Source organism: Marinobacter sp. DUT-3, assembly GCF_050379435.1.
In the GTDB taxonomy this organism is placed as follows: Bacteria; Pseudomonadota; Gammaproteobacteria; order Pseudomonadales; family Oleiphilaceae; genus Marinobacter.
This window is the reverse complement of the sequence record NZ_JBNRMG010000006.1, coordinates 1-26,299: the sequence shown is the minus strand read 5'-3', so window position 1 is coordinate 26,299 and position 26,299 is coordinate 1. Positions and strand designations below refer to the sequence as shown.

Genomic DNA, 26,299 nt, shown 5'->3' with positions numbered 1-26,299 from the left:
AACATATCATTCGTCGCCTCGTTCCCGTTTAAAGAGGCGCTCGTCAACATGTCCTGGTTCTGCCGCATTCTGCTTATTCCGGGCTTTTTCTGGATTCTGTCCGGTTCTGTAGCCCAAGCCCAGCCAACCCCTGCCAACACTGTGAATATCCAGGCCGCTTTTGAGTTCTCCAGCCTGGATCCCACGCGCAGCGGCTATATCTTTACCCGGATGCAGGTTCTGGAAACTCTGTTCAATGTTGATGAAACTGGCAGGCTGATACCGGGGCTGGCAGCGGAGTGGTCGCAGCGCGAAGGCAATCGGATCTGGGATATCCAGTTGCAGGAGGGCGTTGTCTTCCACGACGGCACCCCCATGACGGCCGGGGTGGTTGCGGAAAACCTCAATCTGGCCCGAACCAGGCCGGGTGCGTTGCAAGGTGTGCCGATAGAGCGGATTGAGGCGGTGGGGGAGCGAGCTCTCCGGATCACCCTGGCCGAACCTTATCGTCCTCTGGGTGGGGTGCTTGCCAACTATTCCACCGCTATTCTCGCTCCCGGGGCCTACGATGAAGAGGGCAGCGTGAAAGCTCTGATCGGCACCGGACCGTACAAGGTATACGAAATTGCGGTACCGCATCGCCTGGTTGTTCAGCGTTTCCAGGACTACTGGGGTAAGGTCGCAGAGGTTGAATACGCCCGTTATCTGACGGGGCATCGCGCGGAGGCCCGGGTATTGCAGGCCCGCAGTGGTCAGGGTGATTTGGTGTTCGGGCTCGATCCGGCCGCCGTGCCGATGCTGGAGCGCCAGCCAAATCTGCAGGTTGTCCGCTCCGAGCTGCCGCGCACCCTGGCCCTGAAACTGAACCTGGCGCACCCTTACTTGTCGGATGGGGACGCGCGTCAGGCACTAAGCCTCGCCATTAACCGCAGCGGCATAGCAACGGCGATACTCCGCACGCCGGGAGCTGGCACGACTCAACTGTTTCCCGCGCATATGGGGGCCTGGCACCTGGACACCGGCGAAGCCGGCTTCAACCTGGCCCGGGCCGAAGCGCTGATGGCCGGCCTGGGTTGGGAGAAAAATGCAGAGGGGTGGCTGGAAAAGAATGGCGACCGGTTCGAGTTGGATCTGATCACTTACGCCGATCGCCCGGAACTGACGACCGTGGCAACTGCTGTTCAGGATCAATGGCGACGGCTGGGAGTCAAGCTGAACGTCAATATAACCAACTCCAGCAGCATTCCCGCCGGCCATCAGGACGGTTCTCTGGAAGTGGCCCTTATCGCCCGCAACTATGGCACCATCGCCGACCCCCTGGCGATCATGATCCGGGATTTCGGGTCTGAGAAGGGCGGTGATTGGGGCAGTATGAACTGGTCGAACCCTACAATCCAGGCCACGCTGAACTCCATGATTCGGGAATCCGACGATGCGGTTTACCGTCAGCAGGCTCAGGCTGTGGCACAGTCTATCTACGACGACAAACCACTGATTCCTGTTGCCAGTTATGTGCAGCAGACATCGGTAAGCCGGCGCCTGACGGGCTTCCGTTTTGATCCCTACGAGCGCAGCTTCTTCCTTAACGAATTGGCCTGGAAGTAATCATGGGCCGATTGCTTGTGAAACGACTTCTGCAGTTACTGGCGGTGTGCTGGGGTGTTGGCACACTGACGTTTGTCATGATGCGGGCCCTGCCCGGCGATGTGGCGTATCGGATTGCGGCCAGCCGGTATGGCATGGATGCGGTGGATGCCCGGGCCGCTGAACTGGTTCGTGAGGAGCTGGGCCTGGATACCGGTGCCTGGGATGCCTATTGGCAGTGGCTGGTGGATCTGGCCTCTCTGGATCTGGGCACGTCATTGGTCAGTGGCCTGCCCGTGGCCGGGGAAATCTGGCACATGCTTGGTCACTCGCTGGTGCTGGCGGCGGCCGGTGTCGTCTTGTCTGCACTGATTGCGATTCCCGTCGGTACGGCCAGCGCCTTCCGGGGTGGCTGGCTGGATCAGCTGACCCTGGCGCTCTCAACCGGTATTCGGGCAGTACCGGTATTTGTGATCGGGCTGATTGCCGTGATGATTTTTGCGTTGAATCTGAACTGGCTGCCGGTCGCAGGCTTTGGTGAACCGAAGCACCTGATTCTTCCCGCGATGACGTTGGCGGTGAGCCTCGCTGCCATCTCCAGTCGTGTAATCCGCAATGAAACCATCAGAGTGATCAACGCTCCCTACTATGAGTTCGCCCAGACCAAGGGGCTGTCAGCTCGTCGTACGTTTCTTCGCCATGGCGTGCGTAACCTGTCGGCTCCGGTTGTGGCATTTTTCGGGGTGCAGATGATCACGGTGGTGGAAAGCATGGTGATGATTGAATCGCTCTTTTCCTGGCCGGGGATTGGTCACGGCCTTGCCCATGCGGTCTTTGGCCGCGATATTCCGGTGATTCAGGGGGCGGCTCTGGCCATGGGCGCTCTGTTTGTGATCATCAATACGCTGGTGGACATTGCCTGCCATTTCCTTGATCCACGCGGGAGGGCAATCAGTTGAGGCTTCGTGAGTTAAAGCCGTCCGTAAGCCAGGCCCTGGGTATTGGCCTGTTGTCATCACTGGTGCTCTATGCCGTCATGGCCCCGGCCCTGAGTGGCGTGGACGCCAGTGCGCAGAACCTGTCCCATATCCTGGCGGCACCGATGGCCGAGCACTGGCTTGGTACGGATCACTTTGGTCGGGATATGTGGGTTCGGTTGGCCGATGCCCTGCAGCGCTCAATGACCATGGCCTTGCTGTGCGTCGCGACAGCCGCGTTTCTGGGCGTGAGCCTCGGGGTTGCGGCCGCCATCGGTCCGAAGTGGCTGGACCGGCTGCTTGATGGGCTGACAACGCTGATTCTGGCCCTGCCCGGACTGGTGTTGGTGCTGTTGTTCGCGGCGATTTCGCCAGGCTCTTTCTGGATGCTCTACCTGGCCATCTCACTGATTCAGTGGATCGAGTATTTCCGGGTAACCCGGGTGATCACTCAACGATTGGCCCACTCGCCGGAGGTTGAGGCGTCCAGGTTGCTTGGTTTTGGCCAATGGTATCGTTTCAAGCGTCATTTCTGGCCGGCCATCGCACCACAGTTAATGACACTCGCCGCGTTCGGCGCTGCCAACGCCATTCTCATGATGGCTGCGCTCGGGTTTGTCTACGTTGGTATCCAGCCGCCCACTGCCGAGCTTGGTCTGATGATTGTGGAGCATTTTCCCTACTACAGTGATGCCCCTTGGCTGTTGGTCCAGCCGTTGATTGCCCTGGCGCTGTTGATTCTCAGCTTTCACCTGATCGGAGGGAGGGGCGAATCATGACCATTATTCGTGTTGAGAACCTGTCGGTTCATGTCGGCTCCCGTACTCTGGTTGCTCCGGTGAGCTTTGCATTGGGGGAGGGCGAGCGGCTTACGATTCTGGGGCAGACAGGATCAGGTAAGAGCCTGCTGGCACAGGCCATCATGGGGAATCTTCCCGATTCCCTCGTAAGCCGGGGGCATGTCTGGCTGTTCGGTTCGGAAACGCCGGCCAGGTCCCGTCGGCAGTGGTGGGGGCGGCAGCTCAGCATGCTCCCCCAGGAACCCTGGAATGCCCTGGATCCACTGATGACGAGTGTGAACCAACTGGCGGAAACCTATCGGTTTGTGTGCGGTCGCGGGGCACTTGAAGCCCGGCAACAGGCGCAGCAAACGCTGGCGGAGCTCGGCCTTAAAGCCAGTGCTGAAAAGCGGGTGGATCAGCTCTCGGGAGGTATGGCTCAGCGGGTGGCGATTGCCTGTGCCATGGCCGGCGGTGCCCCGTTGTTGCTGGCGGATGAGCCTACCAAAGGCCTGGATGTGTCCCGTCGTGACCAGGTGGTGCGACAGCTACTTGTGCAATCGGCGAAGGGGGCGTTGTTGACCATCACTCATGATGTGGAAGTGGCGAAACAGATTGGCGGCCAACTGATGGTCGTGAAAGAGGGTCAGATTGTGGAGCAGGGGCGGTGCGAGACGGTCCTGTCTTCGCCTCAGCATACTTTCACCCGTGAATTGATGGCAGCCGACCCGAGCCAGTGGCCGGATCGCCCCGCACAACAGATCGACCAGTCACCGGTGATTGAAGCCAGAGGTCTCTCGGTAGGGCACGGAAAACGGGCCCTGCTGCGGGATCTGTCACTGACAGTGCACGCCGGAGAGGTAATTGGCGTGGTGGGCGACAGTGGCTGCGGCAAAAGCACGCTGGGCGACACCTTGCTGGGGGTGCGCGCGCCCCTGGCAGGCCAGGTGACGCGGCTGAAGCAAACCCCCGCCCATCGTTGGCAGAAACTCTATCAGGATCCGACGGCGGCGGTCTCACAGGCGGTTACGTTGCGAGTGCTGTTGCAGGATGTGGTCGCAAAATATGGCGTGAGTTCAGGCGTCGTTAAAAGCTGGATGACGCGGCTTGCGCTTACGGACGAACTGCTGGATCGAAGGGCTGACGGCGTGTCCGGAGGCGAGTTGCAACGCTTCTGCATACTACGCGCGATGATTCTGGACCCGGTGTTCCTGTTCGCCGATGAGCCGACCTCCAGGCTGGACCCCATGACGGCACGGGATGTCACCCATTGGCTGGTCAATATAGCCCGGGAAACCCGGTGTGCGGTAATGCTTGTGAGCCATCATCCGGAGCTCATCGAGAAAAGCTGTGACCGGGTCATCTCGCTTGATCGCCGCCTATGTGGGGCCCATGGCAAAATAGCAGCGGATCAACTGGTTATGAGTTAGTGGTGTTGGTGGACAGGCAGCTCAGCGACAAGTCCTTTTCCAGCCGATAGCTGTCGAAATCCCGGGCCAGAAACAGTTGGCCCTGATAGTGCTTCATGGCTTCGGCCGCCAGTTGGTTGATATGGGGGGCGCCGCCGGCTCCGGACTGGTAGCGGGAACTGAAGTGGGTCAGCACCAGGTTGGGTAGCTGGACCTGTTGCGCAAACCTGGCCACCTGTTCGGCGGAACTGTGTTGTGGCCAGGGGCCGACCCGGTCGGCCACGTCCTGAGTGTAGGTGGCCTCGTGGATCAGCACATGGCTGCCATTGCAGGCATCGCTCAGCAGCTCCGGGGTGTCGTTGTCGCCGGCGACGATCAGGCGGCGGGCCGTGCGGGGAATGTGCGTGTACTCTTCACTCCTGAGCAGGCGGCCATCCTCCAGCGTTATGTCATGTCCTTTCTGCAATTCACCCCAGCCGGGCCCGGGTTCCACGCCATCCGCCCGGAGCTTGTCCTGCAGCAGCTGTCGCTCCAGGTTCCGCTCAGTGAACACATAGGCGCGGCAGGGCACCCGATGCGACAACGCCACGTTGGTAACCCCGACGTGTTCATCCTGCCAGTGAAAGTCCGGTGCTTCGGAATCGATGAAGTTCAGGGGATAGCTGAGGCTGGAGTCGCTGTTTTCAATCACCGCGTTGATGAAACGCTGTACCTGGACCGGTGCGATGACATCCAGCGGTTCCGTGCGGCCAAGCATGGAGGCACTGGTCAGCAGTCCCGGAAGGCCGAAGGTGTGGTCACCGTGGATATGGGTGATGAATATGGCCCGCAACTGCATGACCGAGTAGCGGGTGCGTAGCAACTGGTGCTGGGTGCCTTCACCGCAGTCCACCAGATACCAGGATTTGGGGCTGGCGTGGCACAGGGCCAGGCCGGTCACGTTGCGTGCCCGTGTTGGTGTTGCGGCGGATGTGCCCAGGAAGGTGAATTCCATTGTTCTTCATTTCGCTCTCAGGTGTGTCATTGGCCCTGCAACCCATGGCGGGGATTATCTCCATGTGGACAATAGCGCCTTCATTCAGGCGGAGTCCAGACAGACATGGCACGAGTTACAACGCACGATGGCGCCAGGCTGAAGGTAAGGGAAGTAGGGCGCGGCCCGGTCGTCATCCTGCTTCACGGCTTTGGAATGGACAGCCGCCACTGGTTGCCAATTGTGTTGCCTTTGGCGCACCGCTTCCGTTTCGTTCTTCCCGATTTGCGAGGGTTTGGTGGATCTTCCCACCTGACCTGTAGCGAACCCTGTGTGCTGACCAGCCACGCCCGGGATCTCGACGCTGTGATTCGCGAATATAGCGTTGGCGAGCCGGTTGGGTTAGGGGGCATTTCCATGGGCGCGAGCACGTCACTGCGCTACATGGAGCTGTTTGGCTCACGTGCTGTTCGTCACTACGTTCATATCGATCAGTCGCCTCGCATCGCCCATGGCCCGGGCTGGCCCTGGGGCATTTTTGGCGAGCACGGGCCCCAGAGAATCCGCGGTTGGTGGCCACTGCTGGAGAAACTTGAAAGGATTGATCCGCAGACGCCGTTTGCGGAGTTGCCCAGGCCCCTGCGCCTGCAGTTTCGTGAGGATCTGGCCGACTTCATGGAAGTTGCCCTCAGCCGTCGCTGGATGAAATGGGCAGCGGGGCGGTTGATGCGCATCCCCGGCGTTGCCCATCAGCTGGTGCCGGTCGACAACTGGTACACCCTGTACCAGCACATGCGGGCTTACGCTGAACGGGAGTACGACTTCCGCTCTTTTCTGCCGGAACTGACGGTGCCCACCACGGTGATGGCAGGCCGTCGCTCGGAAATGTACCCCTGGCCCGGTCAGGCAGCCATGGTGGATCTGATGCCCAACGTGAGGTTGGTGACGCTTGAGAACAGCGGTCATGTGCCTTTAATTGACCAGCCTCTGGCTTGTATCAGAACGCTGGGTCAGGGGTTCCAGCCAGTTTGATCAGAGCAAACAACTTGACGGAAAAGGGGCGTGCTGGGATCTTTGTGCCTACTGTGTATCCAAACACTCACTTTAATGCCAGCCGCGCAGGAGAATGGACCCGTGACCGAACTTGTTAGTTATGAACTGAACGACGGAATTGCCACGATTACGCTGACCAACGGTAAAGCTAATGCTTTGAGTCATGACGTATTCGAGGGCTTGAACAGCGCACTGGATCAGGCGGAACAGGACAAGGCGGTGGTTATCCTGACCGGTCAGCCGGGAGTATTCTCCGCTGGCTATGATCTGAAACAGATGCAAAAGGGCCCTCAGGAAGCCGCCGAACTGGTCAAGGTCGGTTCCACATTGACGCGTCGCCTGGCAGCCTTCCCCCTGCCGGTGATTGGTGCCTGCAGTGGTCATGCGATCGCTAAAGGCGCGTTTATCCTGTTGTCCGTGGACCACCGAATCGGGGTCGAGGGGCCATTCAAGCTGGGTCTGAACGAAGTGGCAATAGGCATGACCATGCACCATGCAGGCATCGAGATTGCACGTCATCGACTGGCGCCGGCGCACTTCTACCGCTCGGTGGTGAATGCGGAAATCTACAACCCGGAAGGTGCCGTCGAAGCCGGTTTTCTGGACGAAGTGGTCCCCCAGGACGCATTGCTTGAACGGGCCGGGGCGCTGGCCACTCAGTTCAAGCAGCTCAACATGCGCGCGCACCGCGAAACCAAGGTGAAAGCCAAGGCGGACTACCTGGCGTTGCTGGACCGGTGTATCCAGCAGGACGCCGAGAGTCTGGGGTTGAACGGCTGAGAGCCTTGCCAGATTGCCGGGTGAGTTGTTGCCCGGCTGTTAATTATCCCTTCTGAAAGGTGTCGTTCAGCGCCTGCAGGCATTGCATCAGAAAATGAAGGCAGGCGGCACCATCGCGGCCGCTGGCGGCCTTAATGGGGGCTGCCAGTTGCTGGTAGTAGTGTTTGTGTTGACTCCGATCAACGTTGCGATCTCCAGATCAGTGCTACTCTGATAACACATGCACAGGAAAGAGGTCTCGTCATGGACAAAGGTACCCAAAGCATTGTTGTTGCCTGTGATGGTTCGGATCAATCGCTAAGCGCGGCAAAAATGGCCGCTGACCTGGCTGATGCCACGGGTCATCCACTGAAACTGTTAGCGGTGTCGCCTTATTCACAGACCGAGACACTGGTGATTGCCGGCTACGAGCAAACCAAGGTTGATGCTGCCAAGGAACAATATGGCCGCAAAGTGTTCGATACCACCAAGGAGGCTCTGGGTGGTCGGGCTGACTCCGCGGAAGAGATTCTACTCAGCGGAGATCCGGCGCATGAAATCATCGAGTATATACACAGCAACCCCGGCACCCACCTGGTACTGGGTCGACGCGGTTACTCGGCGGTACGCAGCCTAACGCTTGGCAGCGTAAGCGAAAAGATAGTCAGGCACGCCACCGGCCCCGTTACCGTGGTAGGGCCATAAACCTGTCCCGGGCTTTCGCTCGCCATGGGAGTATAGCGGCAAGGGGGAATGCATATGCGGCGCTTTATACGTCACCCCACGGATTTCCCGATTCTTGTTTTCTCAAATGATAGCTCCCGCGGCGACGAAGCCAGCTTGTGTGACATTAGTCAGGGTGGCCTGGCCTGCAGTCTTAAAAGAAAGCTCCGGCCTGGTGAAACGGTCGCGCTGGGGATTCCCTCACTACAACAGGACTACCGGATTTCGGGCCAGATTGTGAGATGCAGACGCTGTGGCAAGGGGTACAGGGTCGGGATCCAGTTCAGCGATGAAACCGAGGCTTTTAAAAGCAAAATGGTCGAGCAGGTCTGTCAGATAGAGCACTTCCGCAGGGAACTCTGCCGGGATGGCTGTGAAATAGATATTGAAGCTGCGGCGCGTGAATGGATTGAGCGCTATGGCAGTCAGTTTGCGGATATCTTTTCAGGTTAGATATCAGTGGGCTCAAGGAGGCTTGTTATTGGAAGTATTTGAGCTCGGTTTCAATGTATGGTTATGGCCCGGTTTATCGGCCATTCTTGCCGTGGTTGTTACGTTTGTAATCTACCGGCTGGCTCTGGCACTGGTTCGTCATTTTTCCGAGTCGAGAGCGGTGCCGAGATTGTTTCTCGATGCTGCAGCCAGGGCTCTTGGTGTGGTGGTCTGCCTGCTGGCACTGACAGGGGCGTTAAATGCGGCGCCAGACGATTTGCCATGGATGGCCGGAATTCAGCAATTCACGACGTTATTGCTCATTCTTGCTTTAACCTGGGCGGCGGTCCGGCTGACTTCCTCCATTGGTGACGTCATAGTCGTGCTGAACCCGGCGCTTGAGGGGCAGTGGAAGCGGGCGCGCAAGGTTGAAACCCAGACCCGATTCCTGGTCCGGGCCCTGAACATTCTCATTGTGATTATTGGTTTGGGCGCGGCCCTGATGACCTTTGAGTCGGTTCAGCATATGGGGGCGAGCCTGCTTGCCTCCGCCGGTGTTGGCGGCCTTATTCTCGGGTTCGCAGCCCGCCCGGTGCTGAGCAACCTGCTGGCCGGGATGCAGATTGCACTCACTCAGCCATTCCGTATCGACGATGTGCTGTATGTGCAGGGCGAGTGGTGCTGGGTGGAGGAGGTGACTGCCACTTATGTCGTGTTACGGGTCTGGGACCTGCGCCGGCTGGTCGTCCCGTTACAATGGTTCATTGAGAACCCGTTCCAGAACTGGTCCAGAAACAGTTCCGACTTGCTCGGTACGGTGTTTGTGTGGGTGGATTACACCATGCCGGTTGAGCCGCTTCGACAGGAGTTCAACCGTTTGTTGGGTAAATCGGATCTTTGGGACGGTAAATTAGCGACGGTGCAGGTCACGGACACCAGTGACCAGGCCATGCAGGTACGGTTTCTTATGAGCGCCTCAAGTTCCAGCAATAACTGGGACCTGAGGTGTGCTGTTCGTGAGGGGCTGGTTACGTTTATCCAGGAACACTACCCAGCCCAGTTGCCTCGTTTGAGGGCTCGACTGGTTGATGAGAATTGATCGTGATTTCAGGCTAACGTAGCAAGCAGATTGTTGATCGCCCGGGCAAAGGGCACCGGTGAATCTTCCTGCAGGAAGTGACCGCCTTTGAGGGTGACGTGGGGCTGATCTTGTGCGCCTGGAATCCGCTTTTGCATGTACGCGTCGCCACCGCGGGTAATCGGGTCGCCGTTGCTGAAGGTGGTCAGGAAGGGTTTCTCCCAGCGCTCCAGAACGCTCCACGCTTTACGATTGGCTTCACTGGCCGGGTCGTTCGGATGCATCGGCACCAGGCGTGGGAAGGCCCGCGCTCCTGCTTTGTATTTCTTGCTCGGAAAGGGCGCATCGTAGGCTCGCAGTTCATCCGGGCCCAGTTTTCGGAACGAGCCCGCATTGATGATCCGGCCAACCGGGAACCATGGGCTGTGTAGCGCGAAGTTTTTCCAGATCTTAAACGCCGCTGGTGCTTTCTGGTCACCGGTGGGCAGCATCCCGTTGCCGACCACAATGGCGCGGAAGCGGTCAGGGTTTTCTGCCGCAAGCCGCAAGCCGAGCAGGGAGCCCCAGTCCTGGCATACCAGTGTAATGTTGTTCAGCTCGAGCTTATCAATGAACAGCTGCATCCACTCCATATGCCGTAGATAGCTGTAGTCATCGATGGACGTGGGTTTGTCGGACTTGCCGAAGCCGATGAGGTCCGGAGCAATCACCCGATGGCCGGCCGCTGCACACACGGGAATCATGTGGCGATAGAGGTAGGACCAGGAAGGTTCCCCGTGCATCATGAGAATCGGATTGGCTTCGTCTGGCCCCTCATCCACGTAGTGCATCCGCAGGCCGTCCAGCTCCACATAATGTGGGTCAAAGGGGTAATCGAGCAGTCGATCAAAGCGTGCATCCGGGGTTCTTACGAATTCCATAACCTTTGCCTTGTTGTTCATTATTGTGTGGGAACTTCCTCGAACAGTCTGCCCAGTCCGGACTGGGGTGTCAGTTTCCCACATAAACGCAGGGCCTCCCAGAAACTGACCTGATTCGCTGTCAGCACGGGTTTGCCCGTAGCGCTTTCCAGATCGGTCAGCCAAGCGGCGGAGTGGAGAGCGGTGTCAGGAATAAGCAGTACGTCAGCGTCCTGACGGGTGTTCTCCAGTGCGAAGTTGACCACTTCTTCTTTGCCCAGGGTACCAACTTCGGCTGCGGTCACAATGCCACGGCTCGCATGGTGAACCACGTTGATATCGAAGTGATTGAGGAACCGGCAGAATCGTTGCGCGACGTCTTCCGGATAGGTGGCGGCAATGGCCACCGTTTTTGCGCCAATGGCTTTGACCGCCCGGGCAAACGCCATTGCTGTTGTGGAAGCGGGTACACAGAGCATTTTTTCCAGGGCGTCGATCTGTTTGCTGATGCCATCCAGGCCGAGCACGAAACTGGCACTGGTGGAGGTCCACATAACCGACTCAATCTGCGAGCCGGCAAGGGCTTCCGCGCCTTTTGACAGGCGTTCGATACTGCCCATTTCACTGAGTGCTTCAACGGTGTGGGCGTCTTCGAGAAATCCGGTGTGGATCAGGGTGACCTGGGCAGGTGGCTCTACCATGGCGCCCATCAGAGGATAGTCATCTTCCGCCGCATGGCCTGGATACAGGAACCCGAGTCTGGCTGGGGGTAATGTATGGCTCATGTGTCGCTCCTTGTTTTAAGCGCGAAACACTGGACCGATTTATCTTCCTCTCGACCCTGGTTGATCCGAAGAAGAGTCGTCAATGGTGGTTTTCTGGTGCTTCGGAATGGTCGCGTGAAGGCAGTATGACACCAGCGCTGATATCACCACTGAACAATTTACTGGGAGGCAGTCCCCACATAGAAGCGAAGGTTCGGGTGAAGTGAGAGGCATCAAAGAAGCCTGCATGTTGGGCGACGTCTGTAAGCTTTTCTCCCTGGCCAACGGAGAGCACGGATTCATACATGCGATGCCACATACGAAACCTGCGCAGGGTTATTCCCGTTGTTTCCTTGAATATGTCGACCAGATGGGGCACGGAAACACCCGCGACATTTGCCAGATTTTCTATGGAAAGATTCTCCTGAAAATTTTCCTTAACGTAAGCAACCAGCCGTGCAATGCGTACATCCGTTAATGTGTTCACCGGCGGGGGGCCGAGTTTTATCCGCAGCAGGTTGTCCACCTTCTCATAGGCATCGGTGGAATCCGGGGAGGTTCTGTAAAGGCTGCTGAAAACATCTCGGTAATCGTCTTCCTCGTGCAGTGCAAACTCGGATTCTTTTGACAGTTGTTGATACTCGCGCACAAATCCGGCGAAATCCTGGCCCAGTACATCCAGGTGACAAATAGCGACAGGGTTATTCTTCGCATCAATGTAGAATGTCTTCCCTGGAGGCAACAAAAAAGCCATTGCGTGATGGTGGGTAGAGCCATCAGACAGATGCAATTTGTCGCCCAGGCTGACAATGAGCGTTGCCGCTCCATAGGCAACCGTCACAGGCGAAAGCAGTGGGCCAATAAAGAGAGTTCGTTTCGCCCACGGGTACATGTAGGCCGATTTCAGATTTCTGCAATAGGTATGCATTTATTGTTGTCCCATTGTCTGATGCCACCTGAAACGAAGGTTCGGGAGGCTACCTTTTTCATCCTACCTCTTTCTCTCGGCGGGACAACCTCAGAATGTACAATCTCTGGATATATGCATAGCCATAGAATCACCAGTGAAGAGACTACACAACAACACTGGTAAATGAGGTTACCTCTATGGCCTTCTGTCAGATAAGCCAGGAAACCCGGCCGCGCCGCGTTCCGCGGCAGAATCGCGCGATCATGACGGTAGACTCCATTCTGGAGGCTGCGGCCATCCTGTTTGCCCGGGATGGATTCGAGAAAACCAGTACCACCCGCATTGCGGAACTTGCGGGGGTGAGCGTGGGCTCACTGTACGAGTACTTTCCCAATAAGGACTCCCTTGTTGCCAGCCTGGTGAAAAGCCATTGCGACCAAATGCTCCGTCATATTGCGCAGCATCTCGCTAACGTGAGGGGGCAGGGGGCGTACCGGGTCATGGAAGTGTTTATTGAAGCGACCCATCACTCCTATGCATCCCATATACAGCTGCAACGTGTATTGCTGGAACATATCGGACGTGTCAGCAAACCTCGCCATTACAAGCGGGTGTCCCATTCCATCATTAATCTGTTGGAAGCCGCTCTTGATAGCAGCGGTGAGAGTCTGCCACGGGAACGAACACGTCAGATGCTTTATGTCATCGAGTGTGTTGTGGAGTCTCTCGTTCATCGCTCCATTGTTCTTGATCAGGACTTCTTTGACCATAACCTCAAGGACGAACTCCTGGTTTTGGCTAAAGCCTATTTTCAACAGGGAAGATAATTAAGTTGGTTTGAAAGGGGGTGATTGTCATAGAAAGGCCGGGAGCTATGTCCCGGCCTTTTCTTTTGAGAGCGTAGCTTAGTGCTCAATAGGGTTGGTAGCAGGCAATCATCCAGGTGGCCAGCATGCCACTGAGGAAGGCGCCGGTGTAGATATTTCCGGTTTTACGGAAGCAGAGCGTGGATACAATGCTCGTCACTGCCAGTAGTGGAATGAAACCGTTGCCGAGAATAACCATTAACGTGTCATACCCAACCTCGCCAAAATAGGGCTTACCGTACGTGTACAGCGAGAACATCTGGATACCAATGATGATGGCTATACCGGAAGCATTCACGAAAAATAACGCGCTGCTCCAGATAACACTGGTCTGGATGCCACCACCAAAATCCCGCAGCCGAAGCCATCCAAACGCAAGGAGTCCGTTAACCAGGAAAATAGCGGTGAACGGGATCAGGTAGATGAGGGCAGAGAGGAAGCGATGGGGCTCCATCGGTCGGATCAACAGCATCCACCAGCGCATATCGACATTCAGGGCCTGGTATACCGTAGCAACCAGAAGGTAACCAGCAGCAACGACAAGGAATGACAGACCGAAGGCCCTGCCGATATAGCGCCAGTCAAATTCTGCAGTTGCGGAGTTAGTTGAAAGGCCGTGAGTTACCCAAAAGTTCGAAGACTCTGAGCGTCGGATCACGCGATAGGCCACGAACAGGGCCAGGAATATGAGCTGAACGGTGCCAAAAAATAGGATTGAGGTATTGGCGAATAGCATTGGAAACAGACTATTGGCGCCGAACACGTGCATGGCCGTCATTTGCAGGGGAACCATCAGCAAAGCTACCGCAGCGATGATCAGCCCGGCAAATCCAAGGTACAACGTCGGATGCATCGGCTGGGTAGTCGGCATTGGCTGCACCAGCTTCTGGAACATCGACGTTCTGAAAAGCTGGGCAACAAGGCCGAACATGAAGAGCAGCAACCCCAGGTAGGCGATGGAGGTTGCCACCTCCTTGTAGGGCCAGATCTGGTTTGATTCATCGCGATCCACGGGAGCGGGGGACGACAGGTTCATCATCTTCAGAACGTTTGCAATTGCGACGGAGGATTGGTGAACACCTGCGTGGGTCTCCGGCGATTGCGTTGCCATGCGACCGGTACCGCTGGCAAAATCGCCGTAGGCTCGGTCCAGAATGACGGGTTCGCTGGCTCCGAAAGGGGCCATCAGCCAATGGCTCTCCACGAAATCAACGGCGCGTTCCTGATCAAAGTAGTTTATTGCCACGAACTCATCGTATTTGCCGAATTCCACCCCGAAATTGAAGCTCGCATCATCCGAGACGGTGGGTGCGCCTAACATAAACTCGACTTCGTGACCGCCCTGGGCGGAGCCCGCTACAATAAGCGTTCTCACCAGTTCTGGGTGATTAACCGCAGCGGTCACTGACGACCATCCTCCCATGGAATGGCCAACCAGCCCGATATGGTTGGAGTCTACGAATGGCAGGGTGTGAGCGTACTTGAGTACATCGCTCACACCTCTGGAACCGTCGTTTTCAATAACGCCGGTTCCACCGTGACCAGACATGTCCATTGCGATCACCACATAGCCCCGGCGGGCGAACTCAATGCTGAAGTTGGACATGACCTCCTTCTGATTGACGTAACCGTGGACGTTTATGACCGCCGGTGCTGGCGTTTTTTCCGTGGCATTGGGTGGCAGGTACATGAGTGCGCTTATGGTTTCGCCGTTGTGTGCGGCGATAGTGATGTCTGTTACCTCCACATCACCCAGGTCTGACTGAATCAGCGAAGCCGATATGCTACCAAGGACTGCCAGAAGCAGCCCCAGGATCAGGGCGTGCCTGGACGTGAGCAAATGGTTGGAGAAAATATCACTCATAAAACACCCCCTGCGGTGCGTTCATTGTCAGCTGGTGCCAGTGAATAGTGGGAGAACTGTTGGCGGAGCTCGGTTTTAAGCAGTTTTCCAGTGGCGCCATGGGGTAAGCTATCCACCAGCTCGATGGCGTCTGGCAGCCACCATTTCGGCAGGCGCTCTGCCAGGAAATCGCGTAGTTCCCGGGGTGAAAGTGAACTGTTGGGGCGTGGTACGCAGATGAGTAGCGGCCTTTCCATCCATTTGGGGTGGGGCAGGCCAATGACCGCCGCTTCGAAAACACCAGGGTGCTCGCAAGCGGTGCTTTCCAGGGCAATCGAACTGATCCATTCTCCGCCCGATTTGATCACATCTTTACTTCGATCAACGATATGTATGAATCCCTGAGTATCCACTGTGGCAATGTCGCCAGTGTCGAACCAGCCGTCTGATCTGGCGCCAACGACGCCACCAGTATATTGCTGCACGACCCAAGGGCCGCGAACCAGTAAATGGCCGGGCGAGCTGCCATCCCAGGGCAGAGTTGTGCCATCTGCCTTTTCGATACGAATGTCGATACCCGGGATGGCCCTGCCCTGTTTCTTTTTCAAGCTGAGGGAGAGTTCTTCATCCGTCTGCCGCAAGGCTCGGGTCGGAGTATTCACTGCACCGGTCGGGCTGATCTCGGTCATTCCCCAGGCATGTACGACACTGACTTTGTGGGTGCTTTCAATCGTCCGAATCATCGATTCCGGCGCTGCAGAACCGCCGATCACCGTGCGTTTGAGTGAGGAGAAAGTTCGGCTCTTCTGGTTCAGGTGTTCAAGGATACCGAGCCAGACGGTAGGCACACCGGCCGCCATGGTGACTTGCTCTGCCTCCATCAGTTGAAACAGGCTTTCACCATCCAGAGCTCTGCCAGGTAAAACGATCTTGGCACCGACCAACGGGAGGCTGTATGGAAGCCCCCAGGCATTGACATGAAACATTGGCACAATCGGCATGACGGCATCTTGTGCCGACAGTGCAAAGCTGTCCGGAAGTGAGCTGGCGTAGGCGTGCAGCGTAGTGGAGCGATGGGTGTAAGTGACACCCTTTGGCATGCCCGTGGTGCCTGAAGTGTAGCAAAGACCGCAGGGCTGGTGTTCATCCACGGTGGCCCAGTCCGGACTGGATGAAGATTCAGTGGCCAGTAATGCCTCGTAGTCCAAGGCATCGGGAATTCTGTCGGCGGCCGGGGCCAGTTGGCTATCTATTACGATGACCTGCCTGATTGTTTCAAGCCTGGGAAGCAGATCTTTGACCAAGGGCAGGAAGTCGATATCGACAATCAGCACCTGGTCTTCTGCGTGGTTGATAATCCATTCCAGGTCGACAGCTGAAAACCTGGGGTTCAGTGTGTGGCAAACCAGCCCCAGGCCGGCCGTGGCGTAATAGACCTCCAGATGTGCGTGGCTGTTCCAGGCCAGAGTGCCGACACGGTCTCCGGGCTCCAGCCCGAGTGCTCGAAGAGCCTTGCCAAGTTGACAGACTCGCTGATACGCCTCGGCATAGGTATAACGGTGCGCTTCCTCACCGTGTGACCGCGCACTGACAATTTCTGTGCTTCCGTGATGGCGGCTCGCTCTTTCGATGATTTGTATGACGTTCATCGGTACGTCCATCATGCTGCCTAACATTGTTGACCTCGTTGTAGAGATGCTCCGGGATAATCTGGACTCTCTGTGTCGGATGAGAATCCAGACCTCACTTCCAGGCGATTGAATGTCTGTTTCTATTTCACGCTGATAACGTTAAAAGCCGAAAGTGAACTGGGCACTGAAGGTGTTGGTCTTCGAGCCGTTCTCCACACTGATGTCTTTTTTGTACTGAAGGCTCAGGAATTGATTTGCAGCCATTGCGAGACGTGTGGTCAGCTGCAATGCATGAGTCTCAAGCTCATTTTCGACGATGGTGTTGCTTGCTTCGGACTCGCCGCCTTTCAGGTAAAAGTGATCGAGAGAAACCAGCACGGAGGGAGTCAGGTCATAACTGACGTGGGTTTCTACCGCGTATAGAGGGTCGCGTTTCAAGGTAATGCTTGCGGAGGAAAAATCGGTATTGTTGCTGAAGACCTCTACTGACGGGATTACTTCTACAATGAGTTTTCCGAAGCCCTTGGCCAGTCCGGTCTGCGCTTTGAACGACCACTGGTTACGGCCCAGGTTGAGAGGCTGGTCGTTGTCGTAATCACCCAGGGGTGCAGTCAGCCAGCCGGCTACTGCCCACCAGGTTTGAGATTCATCGTCGCTGACCGGCCAGATTCCAGCCAGGAAAGTGGGGTCAGCCAGTCCTGAGGTGGATAAGGCATTGTTGCCAACATCCGCCCCATCAATGCTTACACGGCCAAAAGGAATGACCGCCTCGAAGATCGTGGGCATGGACATGAAGGTGGAATAGTGGACGGGCAGGAACACCCCGATATCCTGTTCCAGGTTCAGGTTGTCGCCCGCCTTCTCACCATCCACATAAAATGAGTTGGCTGATGTGCTGGTGTACAGAAACTGCATGGCAGATACGCCATCCGGTCGCGGGAGGTAGTCCCTTGGCTGCAAAGCGTTTGCCTGGGAAGAATAGAGTGCTGCCAGAAGGCAGGCGGTCACAGTACTGCGTAACATGGTTCGACTCCTTGTTATTATTGGGGGCAGGTAAACCTGCAAGGTTGTGTTGTTGTGGTTCCGGGGGCATTGGTTACCCCCTACAGGAATGCTATGGAAGCAACTGATTCCTCTCTATTCGGGTAAACGAATGCACTTGGCAGGCGTGGTAGTGCGCATTCTGAAGCTGGGATAGAACTCTATTCAGGTTTTTGGAGGGACCCTGGTCCCGAAAGGCTCGGGAGGCCAAAAAAATGGGACCAGAGTAAGTCAGTGGATTAGCTTTCTTGAGGCAATGCTCCGACATCGCGGTCCCAGCCAACCAGTAACATGGTGGCAGCGATACCGAATAGCAGACCGACCCAGGGTTCGAAGAATGCCAGTGCCGTACCAACCAGCAGTACGGTTCCTCTGGAAGCGTTGGTTTTGGGAATAGACATGGCGATGTAGGCGCAGGCAAACCCTGTCAGGATCAGAGTGAGCGACAGCGCAACACCCAGCAACGGCTTGAGTCCGGTTAGCAATGGCAGAAAAATAAACAGCAGGGGTATGCCCATCAGATAGTAGGAGATCAGGCCGTCGTGCAAGCTTCCCATGGAACGATGCCCCTGCTTCCAACGCTGCATGATGATGACATGTACTCCGGTCCATAAGGCCCCCTGGGTAGGGAAGAAGGGAGCCGAGAGTGCCATGACGCCGTTCCGAAGCGCAATCGACAAATGCGACCTGGTCGGATTAATGTCGATATGCTCGTCATTGCGATCCCGCAACCCCTCCTTGATGACTTCATTGCCAGTGACAAGGTCGCCGAAGAGAATGACGTAAGTAATCAGTGCCAGCGGCATACCTTCAATGAACATGGCCAGGGAAGGCCAGCCAATTGCGAACGGTGATACTTTGTTCCAGGCCTCCGAAACCGGCGGGATCATCACTCCCCACTCAATGTTGTAGATCACTTCACCAACCAGCGGCCCTACGGTAGCGGCTATGATGAATCCTGGCAGCAACCCCAGGGAGCCGATCAGAGCGATGAGGCGGGATCGTTCTTTCAGGCGTTGCATTGGAAGGGAAAACGCAAAAACCAGGCATACGGCACACGCCAGGGTAGTGGCTACAGGCTGTTGGAGCAGGAAACGGTCTGCGTCATCGATAAAGACCCGCTTCAGGGCTGCAATAGCGGCGCCCAGAACGATGCCCGCCTTCAGGGTATCTGGCAGCCAGAGCACAAAGCGTTTCCCCAACCCGCTGATGCCAAGAGCGAACAAGAGTAGGGCAAAATTGAGTGATATTGCCGTCATGGCCTGCCAACGCTGGCTTGGTTCATCGTAGCTATCAAGGACGAATGCCAGAACCAGGGGCAGGGCGGGTGTGATCCAGCCGGGTGCGTAAGGCTCACCAAAGACGATCAGTGCGGATGTCAGAAGCATCATATGGATCATCGAAATGGCGATGGCCTCTTCGAAGCTAAGTCCGAAGAAGGCAGTCATCAGGGGGACCAGTGCCATGCCGGTTGCGGCTGCAACGAATAAGCCCTGGAATGCCTCCGGCCAGTAAAATCGGGTGTGAAGAAACGGCAGGCGAAACGTGAATATCCCCCACCTCCATCCAGGTTTCTCGGGTTGGGTCATAGCATGCTCCGTATGATTTCGTCAGGTTTTCGGTAGATGTCGTGGTGACCGATCACACTAGCAATCCCCTTGTGGGGGCTCTATTCGGGTTGTCGCGCTGTCGCTTTCGCGAATATTGGCGTTTGTTGAGAAGGCGGGGCGGTCTCTATTCGGGTTTGGCCTTTGAGCAAGTTATGTTCGGGTACTGAGCCAGAGAGACTGGATGGTCAATGTCTCACAAGAGGTGAGGGCGATGTAGGGCACTGACCGGCGGCATGTTTTGTTACGGTCCCGGGTTTCGTATCGACCACCTGGGTGGTCACAATTCATGGAAAGCAAAATCAAGGACGTCCAATGTCGAATGCGCAGTCTGAATCTTATTCCTCCCAACCGCCTTCCGCCGCCCCCCGCAAGGTAAAGGCTGGCCCGCCCCTTAACTGGATTTCGGGATCCATCCGTTTGCTCCGCGAGAATTGGGCCGTGATTCTGTCGGCGTACTTTCTCGTGCTGGTGGTAACGACCTTGATCCAGTTCGGTGCTATGGAGCTGGTTTCCCGGGGTGGTTTTGTGGCAATTGCGCTGGCTGTGGTTGTCGGCATTTTGGTGAGTCTTGTTCTGAACGCCGGGATTATGGTCGTGTTTCATGGCGCGGCTGAGAAGCGCCCTCGGTTTTTAGACGTTTTTTCAGGGTTCAATGGCCACACCATTCTTTCACTCTTTCTGATGATGATCGCGATGGCGCTGGCCACCCTGGTACTGGGGTTTGTTGTTTACATGATCATGGAAGTCACCGGGTTTTCAGGCTCGATGTTTGGTTCAGCCCGTATGGGCGGCTTTACGAATGGTGGATTTAACCCACAGGGTGCGGTGATCATGATGATCTTTACAGCTGTTGGCGGGTTTGCCGTGCTGGCAGTGTATGCGGCACTTTTCTGTTATGTGATTCCGCTTGTGGTTGTTTCACGACAGGGGGTGCTGGAAGCGATGGGTAACAGCTTTCGGGCGAGCTTCAAGAACCTCTTTGTGTTGTTCTTTTTTGCGGTGAATGCCGTTGTGTTCATGAATCTGGTGCTAGTCCCGGTGTTTGCTATCGGGGTTTCCAGCGTTTCCACGATTGTTATGGGTGTATTGGCGCTATTGACCTCGCTGGTCTGGGGCTCGGTACTTGGTGGCGCCTACTATTTCTCATTTCGTGATGTTCTGCTGACAAAGACCCCACCGCAAAGTGACGAGTCAGCGGAAAGTACGGTTCCTGCCTAAAGCCTCCACCGCTTGCCTGTCATAGAAAATACGCCCCGGTATGTCACAAACGCCGGGGCTGATTCGTCTACCTCTGTGAAACTATCCGTGGATATCATTCCACCCACCACAGAGGAGTAAGACAATGGAAATTCGCCTGAACGCTTATAAGGCCGGCCCGGACGCCATCGCGGCAATGACCGGACTGGAGGCGTACGTTCGCGATTGTGGGCTGGAGCACAGCCTGATCCACCTGGTAAAAACACGGGCATCCCAGATCAATGGCTGCGCCTATTGCCTGCACATGCACACCAGCGATGCCCGCGCGGCGGGTGAGAGCGAAGCACGGCTCTACCTGTTGTCTGCATGGCGTGAGTCCAGGCTCTATACGCCACGTGAACGGGCTGCGTTGGCCTGGACCGAGGCGTTGACCAACTTGCCAGACACCGGAGCCCCGACCCAGGATTACGAACAGGGCCTTGCGCATTTTACCGAGAAGGAGTTCGTCGACCTGACGCTGCTGATCGGCGCGATTAATGTCTGGAACCGGATCAGTGTGGGGTTTCGTGCGGTCCATCCGAACGACTGTGATTCATGACTAACCTTGCCAGGAGCCTAAGGCCATGACGGAACAGCCAGCGCGCCAGTTTAACCACTGGCGCCGGTACCTGACCGGTGTTGCGTACCGCATGCTGGGTTCGGTGACCGAGGCGGAGGATGTCGTGCAGGATGCGTACCTGCGCTGGCACGATGCTGACCACCTGTCAGTCGCTGACGTGCGGGCTTACCTGACGACTGTCACCAGTCGGTTGTGCCTTGATCGCCTCCGGGTCGCGCACCGGCAACGGGAAGTCTATGTTGGCCCCTGGTTACCGGAGCCTCTTCTGGAGGCTCCGGATACTTCGGCGGACGCTGAAGCCCTGGCCAGTGATGTGTCCTTTGCCCTGATGCTGGCGCTGGAGCGCCTGTCGCCATTGGAACGTGCTGCGTTCCTGCTGCACGATGTATTCGGGCTGGATTTCGGTCAGGTCGCCGTCAGTCTGGAACGCACTGAAGCAAGCTGCCGTCAGCTTGCCAGTCGGGCGCGGAAAAGGGTGCAGGCCGCGCGGCCTCGCTATCAGGTGACGCCTGGCGAGCACGGCCAACTGACTGACCGATTCTTTGACGCAGCCCGCAGTGGCGACGTTACCACGTTGAAGGCGTTGCTGAGCGAGAACGCCACTCTGCATACCGATGGCGGTGGTAAGAGAGTTGCAGCACGGCGTGTGATCTTCGGCGCCGATAAGATCAGCCGGTTCTTTGAAGGGCTTGCCCGCAAGTCGACATCGCCAAACCCGCGTTGGGCTAACCCCGTAATCGTGAATGGACTACCGGGGTGGTTAACCATCGAAAAGGACGGGCTGCCCCAGGTCATGACTCTGGATGTGGCGAATGGTCGAATCCAGGCGGTGTATGTCGTGCGTAATCCGGACAAATTGCGGCACCTGTCTGATTGTCTGCCGGAGCAACCTGTCTAGGAATACGGAGTCTGCCAGTGGGCTCTTCCTTAAAACTGCCATTATCCGCCCGATACGCGATTGCTCATCTTCAGCCCAACGATCACTATCAACGCGCCAAGCCAGATGCTCAACGAGTACTGTTCGTTAAACCACACCACGCCGATGATTAATCCGAACACGGCTGCAACGGCGCCAAGCTGGCTGTAGAAAACCGGGTTAGAGCGTTTCTGGAGTTCGAAGGCGCAGAAGTAGGTCAACGCGGTTAACAGCCCCTGCAAGATGATGACCCCCAGGAACTGATGGCCGAAGTCGTTCGAGACCAGCGGTGTTCCGATTGCCTGAGCGAACAGGCCAAGTGAGGCTGCGGAGGCGAGCAGAGTGCCGGCAGCCAGTGTCATCGGTTTTGTGTCGCCGGGCCAGGCTACGGAGCGATAGACATTGCCGATCGACAGCATGGCCGGGATGAGCAGGCCCAGGGCGAACCACAGGACATTCGCCTGGGGCATCTCCGAATGGCGCTGCAGAACAATCCAGGCGCAGGCGAGAACTGCGACCGACAGGCCGATGAGCTTCGCCCAGCTGCGTTTTTCCAGGCCCATGGTTGTCGCAATCAGGAAAGTGAATATCGGCGGCAGGGCATACATGATGCCGGTGAAGCCGGAACCCAGCTTGGTGACCAGGTAGAAGGCGGTGGCGTTGGGGATTGCAATTCCGGTCAGGCCACTGATGAGGAAGTAGGTCGTCAGCCGTCTTTCGAACATCGCTCTGGGCTTCGCGGAACACAACAGAAGAACCGAACCGGCAATGAGCGTTTGCCAGAAGGCATAGGTGATGGCCGGTACGCCTTGCGCGGTTGCCGTTTTCGCCAGGGCCAGCATCAGTGCAATGAGAAAGCCATTGGCCACTAACAGGCCCCAGACCACAGTGAGGGGAGGGAACGTCAGGTGTTGCTTCAAGGCCATCATCATCGATCTGCTCCTGCGTGTGAGTGTGTAATGCCTGAGCATTAGTTTGCTGGAATGGATTCGATTGATAATCGGAGAGATCTGAATAACACTCATTCCAAATCGGAAAAAATACAGGAGTTGAGGTGGCCACCGACAAGCTAGTTGCCATGAGGATTTTTCGACGCGTCGCGGAACTGGGCAGTTTCACCAGGGCGGCGGATGATCTGGACATTACCGCTGCGACGGTCAGCAAGCACATTGCCTTCCTGGAGCAGGACATCGACACCCGGTTGATTAACCGGACCACGCGCCGGATGAATCTCACCGATGCCGGCCTGGTCTTCCTGAAACGAACCCAGGCCCTGCTGGACGAATTGGAAGATGCCGAGCTGGAGGCCAGGGGGATTCAGGCGGAGCCCCGGGGAACGATCCGGATCAATGTGCCCATGTCGTTTGGTCTGACCCACATCACCGAAGCCATCGACAGCTTCCTGAGCCGCTACCCGGACATTGACATTGATCTGCAGCTCAGTGATCGCATGGTCGATCTGGTAGAGCAGGGCGTTGATATTGCGATTCGGGTGCGCAGTGCGCTCTCGGATTCGAGCCTGCTGGCCAGGCCGCTCAGGAAATCCAGGAACATCGTGTGTGCCTCGCCGCAGTATCTGGAACGGGCGCCAGAGATCCGGTCGCCCGCCGATCTCGCCCGACATAACTGCCTGATGTTTACCCTTCACGACCGCCCCAGAATCTGGGAGCTGGGTGGCGAGGAAGTCACCGTGAACGGTAATCTACGAATCGACAGTAGCCTGGCGATCCGCCAAAGCCTGCTGCGGGGGATCGGAGTGGGGTTGCTGCCGCGCTTCCTGGTGCAGCAGGATATAGAGAGTGGGTCGCTGGTTCCCCTGCTCCAGGATTTTCCACCGAACGGGTACACCGTATTCGCGCTTTTCCCGCCAGGGCGCAAACAGCCGGTGAAAGTCAGAATGTTGCTGGATCATCTCGATCAACATCTCGGTGACAAACCCTATTGGGAGTAGGGTTGCACCAATTATTTCCTTTAAGGAAATTATGTAGTTCTATTTTGTCCGTTTAACAGACCTATGCAATTTCATAGAGTGGCCACTCCAACGGATCTCTGTACCCCTTCAACAAACTGAGGAGATGGCTAATGGATATACATGCAGCTCTGGATTGGCGCTATGCCGTCCGTGAATTTTCGTCCGATAAGCTGAGCAATCAGGTTGTTGGAACACTGGTCGATGCGGCACGGAAAAGTGCTTCCTCCTATGGTTTACAGCCCTACAAAATGATCGTGATTGAATCTCAAGCCGTGCGGAAGGATCTGTTGCCGTTTTCGTTTGGGCAACAAAAGGTGTTGGACTGCTCCCATCTGATCGTATTTGCCGCTGATACGGTCATCGGCGACCAAACCGTGGATCGTTACGTGAAGCAGTTGATGGAGGTCAGGGACGTTCCCTACGACGATGTCTCCGGCTATGCCGAGCACATGAAGCAGGCCCTGGCCTCCAAGTCGCCGGCACAGAAAAGGGAATGGGCGCATCAGCAAGCCTATATCGCGCTGGGGACATTGCTGACCGCAGCGGCAGTGCTGAAGATCGATAGCTGCCCCATGACAGGCTTCGATCACGGGGCCTATGACCAGGTTTTGGGGTTAACAGAGCAGGGCCTTGAAGCCTCAGCGATTGTGGCCTTGGGACATCGGAGCCCCAACGATAAAAGCGCCGGGCTGGCGAAGGTGCGGTTTGACTATGATGATGTGGTGATCCGGATGTGACCGATGATCCGCCAGATCAGACCGGAGCGTCTTATGTGCTATCGAACTCAGCCACCCTGGAAATCTGGGGTGGCGAGGGGAAGATCTGCGTTATCTTGCACGCCGTCCAGCATCGGCATCATGTCTCTGGGGTGGATTTCTTCGCCGCACTCCGTACAGCGTAACTCCGGGCTGGTTTTATGGCCGCAGGGTTTGTGGACATACTCCAGCTGCGGATGGCTGCCGTCTTCGTTCATCCAGGTGTTCCCCCACTTGGTAAGCGCCAGCATGACCGGGTAAAGCGCCAGCCCCGCTTCGGTCAGTTTGTACTCATAACGTTTTGGGGCTTCCTGGTACAGAACCTTCTTAAAGACCTTTTTCTCCACCAGCCGATTGAGACGATCCGAAAGCAGATGGCGGGTGATGCCGAGCTGTTTCTGAAAGTCTTCGAATCGGCAGGTGCGCAGGAATGCATTACGGATAATCAGTAGCGTCCAGCGATCACCCAGAATAGACAGGCTGCGCGCGACCGGGCAGTTTTTTTCTCCAAGTTCATGCCATTTCATGCTGATTTCCCCCTCGCTGTCTCAGGACAGTCTCGTCAGTGATGGCGTCGTTCAGATTGGGACAACTGCTATGCACGTTCTAAAAAGGTATGGACTGGAATAGTACCACAGGATAGGTTTGTGACGGTGAGTTCCATTTTAGAACGCAATGAGGACATCCGTTATGCCTACAGCCAACAACCAAGCTTCTACTTCGTTCCCGGTGCGACGCATGGATTATGAGTTCGACGACATGCCAAAGTACTGGTGTGATAACGAGCCATCCCTTACACACTATTTCACCGGGCTATCCACGCTCTTCCCAGAAGGCGAGTCTTACTTTGTACGTTCAGTGCGTGCACTGCGGCCCCTGGCGAAAGCCAACAAGCAACTGGATCGGGATATTGGCGCTTTTATCGGCCAGGAGGCGATGCATTCCAAGGAACATCATGCGTTTCATGTCAGTGCTCAGCAGTATGACCTGGATCCGGAGTCTCTGGAGCGCGTCACCGGTATTATCCTGAAGGGGATAGAATCCCTGTTTCCTGAAAAATGGAACTTGCTGATAACGGTGGGTCTGGAGCATTACACCGCCGTGCTGGTGACCACCATGATGAGAAGCACCCACACCCTGATGAACGACCAGACCATTCGTAATCTGTGGTTGTGGCACAGCATTGAGGAGACTGAACACAAGGCGGTCGCCTACGATCTGTACCAGTACCTTTACGGTGAAGGGCTCGCTGCCTACCTGCCGCGGGTTGCCATTTTCACGCTGAGCCTTGCACTGATCACGACCATGTCGACGGTGTATCACATTGTGCTGATGAAGCGTGATGGCCAGCTGTTCAATCTTAAATCCTGGCGCAGGTTCGCTGCTTTTGCCCAGCAGCACTACAAAATATTCATCCCTCAGTTTCTGGATTACTACCGGACGGATTTTCACCCGAACGATGTGGATGAATCCGATCTGGTTGCGCGAACCAGGGAAATGATTGGTCTGGGCGGCGAGGCCGCTAAAGCG

At 56.4% G+C, this 26,299-nt stretch carries 26 protein-coding genes; 16 read left to right on the top strand and 10 right to left on the bottom strand.

What is annotated here, in order from left to right; all coding sequences use genetic code 11:
* Positions 1-48: 48 nt before the first annotated feature.
* Genes ACQUWM_RS11855 through ACQUWM_RS11840 form a run of 4 tightly spaced genes read left to right on the top strand, consistent with a single transcriptional unit; the run spans position 49 to position 4,749 of the window.
* Complete coding sequence (locus ACQUWM_RS11855) at positions 49-1,584, top strand: ABC transporter substrate-binding protein (RefSeq protein ID WP_428922282.1); 1,536 nt, start codon at positions 49-51, stop codon at positions 1,582-1,584.
* A gap of 2 nt (positions 1,585-1,586) precedes the next feature.
* Positions 1,587-2,522: an ABC transporter permease gene (locus ACQUWM_RS11850; RefSeq protein ID WP_406999570.1), complete on the top strand. Its 936-nt coding sequence runs from the start codon at positions 1,587-1,589 to the stop codon at positions 2,520-2,522.
* The gene (locus ACQUWM_RS11845) at positions 2,519-3,319 is read left to right on the top strand and encodes an ABC transporter permease (RefSeq protein WP_428922281.1); all 801 of its coding nucleotides are present in this window, start codon (positions 2,519-2,521) and stop codon (positions 3,317-3,319) included. Before ACQUWM_RS11850 ends, ACQUWM_RS11845 begins: the two co-directional genes overlap by 4 nt.
* On the top strand, positions 3,316-4,749 hold the full coding sequence (locus tag ACQUWM_RS11840; protein WP_428922280.1) for an ABC transporter ATP-binding protein: 1,434 nt from the start codon (positions 3,316-3,318) through the stop codon (positions 4,747-4,749). The genes ACQUWM_RS11845 and ACQUWM_RS11840 overlap by 4 nt, the downstream gene beginning before the upstream one ends.
* On the opposite strand, the gene ACQUWM_RS11835 is transcribed toward ACQUWM_RS11840, so the two are convergent.
* Positions 4,739-5,722, bottom strand: coding sequence for a ribonuclease Z (locus tag ACQUWM_RS11835; RefSeq protein WP_428922279.1), 984 nt, complete (start codon positions 5,720-5,722; stop codon positions 4,739-4,741). The genes ACQUWM_RS11840 and ACQUWM_RS11835 overlap by 11 nt on opposite strands.
* A gap of 105 nt (positions 5,723-5,827) precedes the next feature.
* On the opposite strand from ACQUWM_RS11835, the gene ACQUWM_RS11830 reads away from it, so the two are divergent.
* The 5 genes from ACQUWM_RS11830 to ACQUWM_RS11810 all read left to right on the top strand — a co-directional run bounded on the left by ACQUWM_RS11830 (position 5,828) and on the right by ACQUWM_RS11810 (position 9,767).
* Complete coding sequence (locus tag ACQUWM_RS11830) at positions 5,828-6,733, top strand: alpha/beta fold hydrolase (RefSeq protein WP_428922278.1); 906 nt, start codon at positions 5,828-5,830, stop codon at positions 6,731-6,733.
* Positions 6,734-6,835: 102 nt separating this feature from the next.
* Positions 6,836-7,534 (top strand): crotonase/enoyl-CoA hydratase family protein, encoded by a 699-nt coding sequence (locus ACQUWM_RS11825; protein WP_406999525.1) that lies wholly within the window; start codon positions 6,836-6,838, stop codon positions 7,532-7,534.
* A gap of 243 nt (positions 7,535-7,777) precedes the next feature.
* Complete coding sequence (locus tag ACQUWM_RS11820) at positions 7,778-8,218, top strand: universal stress protein (RefSeq protein WP_406999523.1); 441 nt, start codon at positions 7,778-7,780, stop codon at positions 8,216-8,218.
* Positions 8,219-8,272: 54 nt separating this feature from the next.
* Positions 8,273-8,689 carry a PilZ domain-containing protein gene (locus ACQUWM_RS11815; protein WP_428922277.1) on the top strand — a complete coding sequence of 139 codons (417 nt, stop codon included), beginning with the start codon at positions 8,273-8,275 and terminating at the stop codon, positions 8,687-8,689.
* Complete coding sequence (locus ACQUWM_RS11810; protein WP_428922276.1) at positions 8,655-9,767, top strand: mechanosensitive ion channel family protein; 1,113 nt, start codon at positions 8,655-8,657, stop codon at positions 9,765-9,767. The genes ACQUWM_RS11815 and ACQUWM_RS11810 overlap by 35 nt, the downstream gene beginning before the upstream one ends.
* Before the next feature lie 8 nt (positions 9,768-9,775).
* Here ACQUWM_RS11810 and ACQUWM_RS11805 read toward each other — a convergent pair whose 3' ends face one another.
* The 3 genes from ACQUWM_RS11805 to ACQUWM_RS11795 all read right to left on the bottom strand — a co-directional run bounded on the left by ACQUWM_RS11805 (position 9,776) and on the right by ACQUWM_RS11795 (position 12,337).
* Positions 9,776-10,666 carry a haloalkane dehalogenase gene (locus tag ACQUWM_RS11805; RefSeq protein WP_428922354.1) on the bottom strand — a complete coding sequence of 297 codons (891 nt, stop codon included), beginning with the start codon at positions 10,664-10,666 and terminating at the stop codon, positions 9,776-9,778.
* Between the two features lie 20 nt (positions 10,667-10,686).
* The gene (locus tag ACQUWM_RS11800) at positions 10,687-11,430 is read right to left on the bottom strand and encodes a maleate cis-trans isomerase family protein (RefSeq protein ID WP_428922275.1); all 744 of its coding nucleotides are present in this window, start codon (positions 11,428-11,430) and stop codon (positions 10,687-10,689) included.
* Between the two features lie 79 nt (positions 11,431-11,509).
* Positions 11,510-12,337 (bottom strand): helix-turn-helix transcriptional regulator, encoded by an 828-nt coding sequence (locus tag ACQUWM_RS11795; RefSeq protein WP_428922274.1) that lies wholly within the window; start codon positions 12,335-12,337, stop codon positions 11,510-11,512.
* 245 nt (positions 12,338-12,582) lie between these two features.
* On the opposite strand from ACQUWM_RS11795, the gene ACQUWM_RS11790 reads away from it, so the two are divergent.
* Positions 12,583-13,146 carry a TetR/AcrR family transcriptional regulator gene (locus tag ACQUWM_RS11790; protein WP_406999513.1) on the top strand — a complete coding sequence of 188 codons (564 nt, stop codon included), beginning with the start codon at positions 12,583-12,585 and terminating at the stop codon, positions 13,144-13,146.
* An 85-nt stretch (positions 13,147-13,231) separates the two neighbouring features.
* Here ACQUWM_RS11790 and ACQUWM_RS11785 read toward each other — a convergent pair whose 3' ends face one another.
* The 4 genes from ACQUWM_RS11785 to ACQUWM_RS11770 all read right to left on the bottom strand — a co-directional run bounded on the left by ACQUWM_RS11785 (position 13,232) and on the right by ACQUWM_RS11770 (position 19,289).
* Positions 13,232-15,049: an alpha/beta hydrolase family protein gene (locus tag ACQUWM_RS11785; protein ID WP_428922273.1), complete on the bottom strand. Its 1,818-nt coding sequence runs from the start codon at positions 15,047-15,049 to the stop codon at positions 13,232-13,234.
* On the bottom strand, positions 15,046-16,758 hold the full coding sequence (locus ACQUWM_RS11780; RefSeq protein WP_428922353.1) for a long-chain fatty acid--CoA ligase: 1,713 nt from the start codon (positions 16,756-16,758) through the stop codon (positions 15,046-15,048). Before ACQUWM_RS11780 ends, ACQUWM_RS11785 begins: the two co-directional genes overlap by 4 nt.
* Before the next feature lie 60 nt (positions 16,759-16,818).
* Complete coding sequence (locus ACQUWM_RS11775; protein ID WP_428922272.1) at positions 16,819-17,682, bottom strand: transporter; 864 nt, start codon at positions 17,680-17,682, stop codon at positions 16,819-16,821.
* A 257-nt stretch (positions 17,683-17,939) separates the two neighbouring features.
* Entirely contained in the window at positions 17,940-19,289 is a 1,350-nt protein-coding gene (locus tag ACQUWM_RS11770; protein WP_428922271.1) for a hypothetical protein, read from the bottom strand.
* A 333-nt stretch (positions 19,290-19,622) separates the two neighbouring features.
* Between ACQUWM_RS11770 and ACQUWM_RS11765 the strand changes: the two genes are divergently transcribed.
* The 3 genes from ACQUWM_RS11765 to ACQUWM_RS11755 all read left to right on the top strand — a co-directional run bounded on the left by ACQUWM_RS11765 (position 19,623) and on the right by ACQUWM_RS11755 (position 22,024).
* On the top strand, positions 19,623-20,528 hold the full coding sequence (locus tag ACQUWM_RS11765; protein WP_428922270.1) for a hypothetical protein: 906 nt from the start codon (positions 19,623-19,625) through the stop codon (positions 20,526-20,528).
* A 124-nt stretch (positions 20,529-20,652) separates the two neighbouring features.
* Positions 20,653-21,105 (top strand): carboxymuconolactone decarboxylase family protein, encoded by a 453-nt coding sequence (locus tag ACQUWM_RS11760; RefSeq protein ID WP_406999504.1) that lies wholly within the window; start codon positions 20,653-20,655, stop codon positions 21,103-21,105.
* A 25-nt stretch (positions 21,106-21,130) separates the two neighbouring features.
* Positions 21,131-22,024, top strand: coding sequence for a sigma-70 family RNA polymerase sigma factor (locus tag ACQUWM_RS11755; RefSeq protein WP_428922269.1), 894 nt, complete (start codon positions 21,131-21,133; stop codon positions 22,022-22,024).
* A 41-nt stretch (positions 22,025-22,065) separates the two neighbouring features.
* Here the strand turns inward: ACQUWM_RS11755 and ACQUWM_RS11750 are convergent, their stop codons facing one another.
* Positions 22,066-22,974, bottom strand: a complete 909-nt coding sequence (locus tag ACQUWM_RS11750; protein WP_428922268.1) for a DMT family transporter — start codon at positions 22,972-22,974, stop codon at positions 22,066-22,068.
* Positions 22,975-23,096: 122 nt separating this feature from the next.
* Between ACQUWM_RS11750 and ACQUWM_RS11745 the strand changes: the two genes are divergently transcribed.
* Both ACQUWM_RS11745 and ACQUWM_RS11740 read left to right on the top strand, forming a co-directional pair.
* A complete protein-coding gene (locus ACQUWM_RS11745) occupies positions 23,097-23,993 on the top strand; it encodes a LysR family transcriptional regulator (RefSeq protein ID WP_428922267.1) in 897 nt (298 codons plus the stop codon).
* 131 nt (positions 23,994-24,124) lie between these two features.
* Entirely contained in the window at positions 24,125-24,751 is a 627-nt protein-coding gene (locus tag ACQUWM_RS11740) for an NAD(P)H-dependent oxidoreductase (RefSeq protein WP_406999497.1), read from the top strand.
* 47 nt (positions 24,752-24,798) lie between these two features.
* Here ACQUWM_RS11740 and ACQUWM_RS11735 read toward each other — a convergent pair whose 3' ends face one another.
* Positions 24,799-25,296 (bottom strand): winged helix-turn-helix transcriptional regulator, encoded by a 498-nt coding sequence (locus ACQUWM_RS11735; RefSeq protein ID WP_428922266.1) that lies wholly within the window; start codon positions 25,294-25,296, stop codon positions 24,799-24,801.
* A 163-nt stretch (positions 25,297-25,459) separates the two neighbouring features.
* Between ACQUWM_RS11735 and ACQUWM_RS11730 the strand changes: the two genes are divergently transcribed.
* On the top strand, positions 25,460-26,299 hold an 840-nt coding region (locus ACQUWM_RS11730), incomplete at its 3' end, for a metal-dependent hydrolase (RefSeq protein WP_428922265.1).

What these genes read in the sequence shown, in the direction of transcription:
- ACQUWM_RS11810 (WP_428922276.1), top strand. Translation starts at nt 8,655, where the DNA reads ATGGCAGTCAGTTTGCGGATATCTTTTCAGGTTAGATATCAGTGGGCT.
- ACQUWM_RS11850 (WP_406999570.1), top strand. Translation starts at nt 1,587, where the DNA reads ATGGGCCGATTGCTTGTGAAACGACTTCTGCAGTTACTGGCGGTGTGC.
- ACQUWM_RS11755 (WP_428922269.1), top strand. Translation starts at nt 21,131, where the DNA reads ATGACGGAACAGCCAGCGCGCCAGTTTAACCACTGGCGCCGGTACCTG.
- ACQUWM_RS11790 (WP_406999513.1), top strand. Translation starts at nt 12,583, where the DNA reads ATGACGGTAGACTCCATTCTGGAGGCTGCGGCCATCCTGTTTGCCCGG.
- ACQUWM_RS11855 (WP_428922282.1), top strand. Translation starts at nt 49, where the DNA reads ATGTCCTGGTTCTGCCGCATTCTGCTTATTCCGGGCTTTTTCTGGATT.
- ACQUWM_RS11770 (WP_428922271.1), bottom strand. Translation starts at nt 19,289, where the DNA reads ATGACCCAACCCGAGAAACCTGGATGGAGGTGGGGGATATTCACGTTT.
- ACQUWM_RS11775 (WP_428922272.1), bottom strand. Translation starts at nt 17,682, where the DNA reads ATGTTACGCAGTACTGTGACCGCCTGCCTTCTGGCAGCACTCTATTCT.
- ACQUWM_RS11740 (WP_406999497.1), top strand. Translation starts at nt 24,125, where the DNA reads ATGGATATACATGCAGCTCTGGATTGGCGCTATGCCGTCCGTGAATTT.
- ACQUWM_RS11785 (WP_428922273.1), bottom strand. Translation starts at nt 15,049, where the DNA reads ATGAGTGATATTTTCTCCAACCATTTGCTCACGTCCAGGCACGCCCTG.
- ACQUWM_RS11735 (WP_428922266.1), bottom strand. Translation starts at nt 25,296, where the DNA reads ATGAAATGGCATGAACTTGGAGAAAAAAACTGCCCGGTCGCGCGCAGC.
- ACQUWM_RS11815 (WP_428922277.1), top strand. Translation starts at nt 8,273, where the DNA reads ATGCGGCGCTTTATACGTCACCCCACGGATTTCCCGATTCTTGTTTTC.
- ACQUWM_RS11750 (WP_428922268.1), bottom strand. Translation starts at nt 22,974, where the DNA reads ATGATGATGGCCTTGAAGCAACACCTGACGTTCCCTCCCCTCACTGTG.
- ACQUWM_RS11840 (WP_428922280.1), top strand. Translation starts at nt 3,316, where the DNA reads ATGACCATTATTCGTGTTGAGAACCTGTCGGTTCATGTCGGCTCCCGT.
- ACQUWM_RS11765 (WP_428922270.1), top strand. Translation starts at nt 19,623, where the DNA reads ATGTCGAATGCGCAGTCTGAATCTTATTCCTCCCAACCGCCTTCCGCC.
- ACQUWM_RS11800 (WP_428922275.1), bottom strand. Translation starts at nt 11,430, where the DNA reads ATGAGCCATACATTACCCCCAGCCAGACTCGGGTTCCTGTATCCAGGC.
- ACQUWM_RS11830 (WP_428922278.1), top strand. Translation starts at nt 5,828, where the DNA reads ATGGCACGAGTTACAACGCACGATGGCGCCAGGCTGAAGGTAAGGGAA.
- ACQUWM_RS11820 (WP_406999523.1), top strand. Translation starts at nt 7,778, where the DNA reads ATGGACAAAGGTACCCAAAGCATTGTTGTTGCCTGTGATGGTTCGGAT.
- ACQUWM_RS11805 (WP_428922354.1), bottom strand. Translation starts at nt 10,666, where the DNA reads ATGGAATTCGTAAGAACCCCGGATGCACGCTTTGATCGACTGCTCGAT.
- ACQUWM_RS11795 (WP_428922274.1), bottom strand. Translation starts at nt 12,337, where the DNA reads ATGCATACCTATTGCAGAAATCTGAAATCGGCCTACATGTACCCGTGG.
- ACQUWM_RS11835 (WP_428922279.1), bottom strand. Translation starts at nt 5,722, where the DNA reads ATGGAATTCACCTTCCTGGGCACATCCGCCGCAACACCAACACGGGCA.
- ACQUWM_RS11760 (WP_406999504.1), top strand. Translation starts at nt 20,653, where the DNA reads ATGGAAATTCGCCTGAACGCTTATAAGGCCGGCCCGGACGCCATCGCG.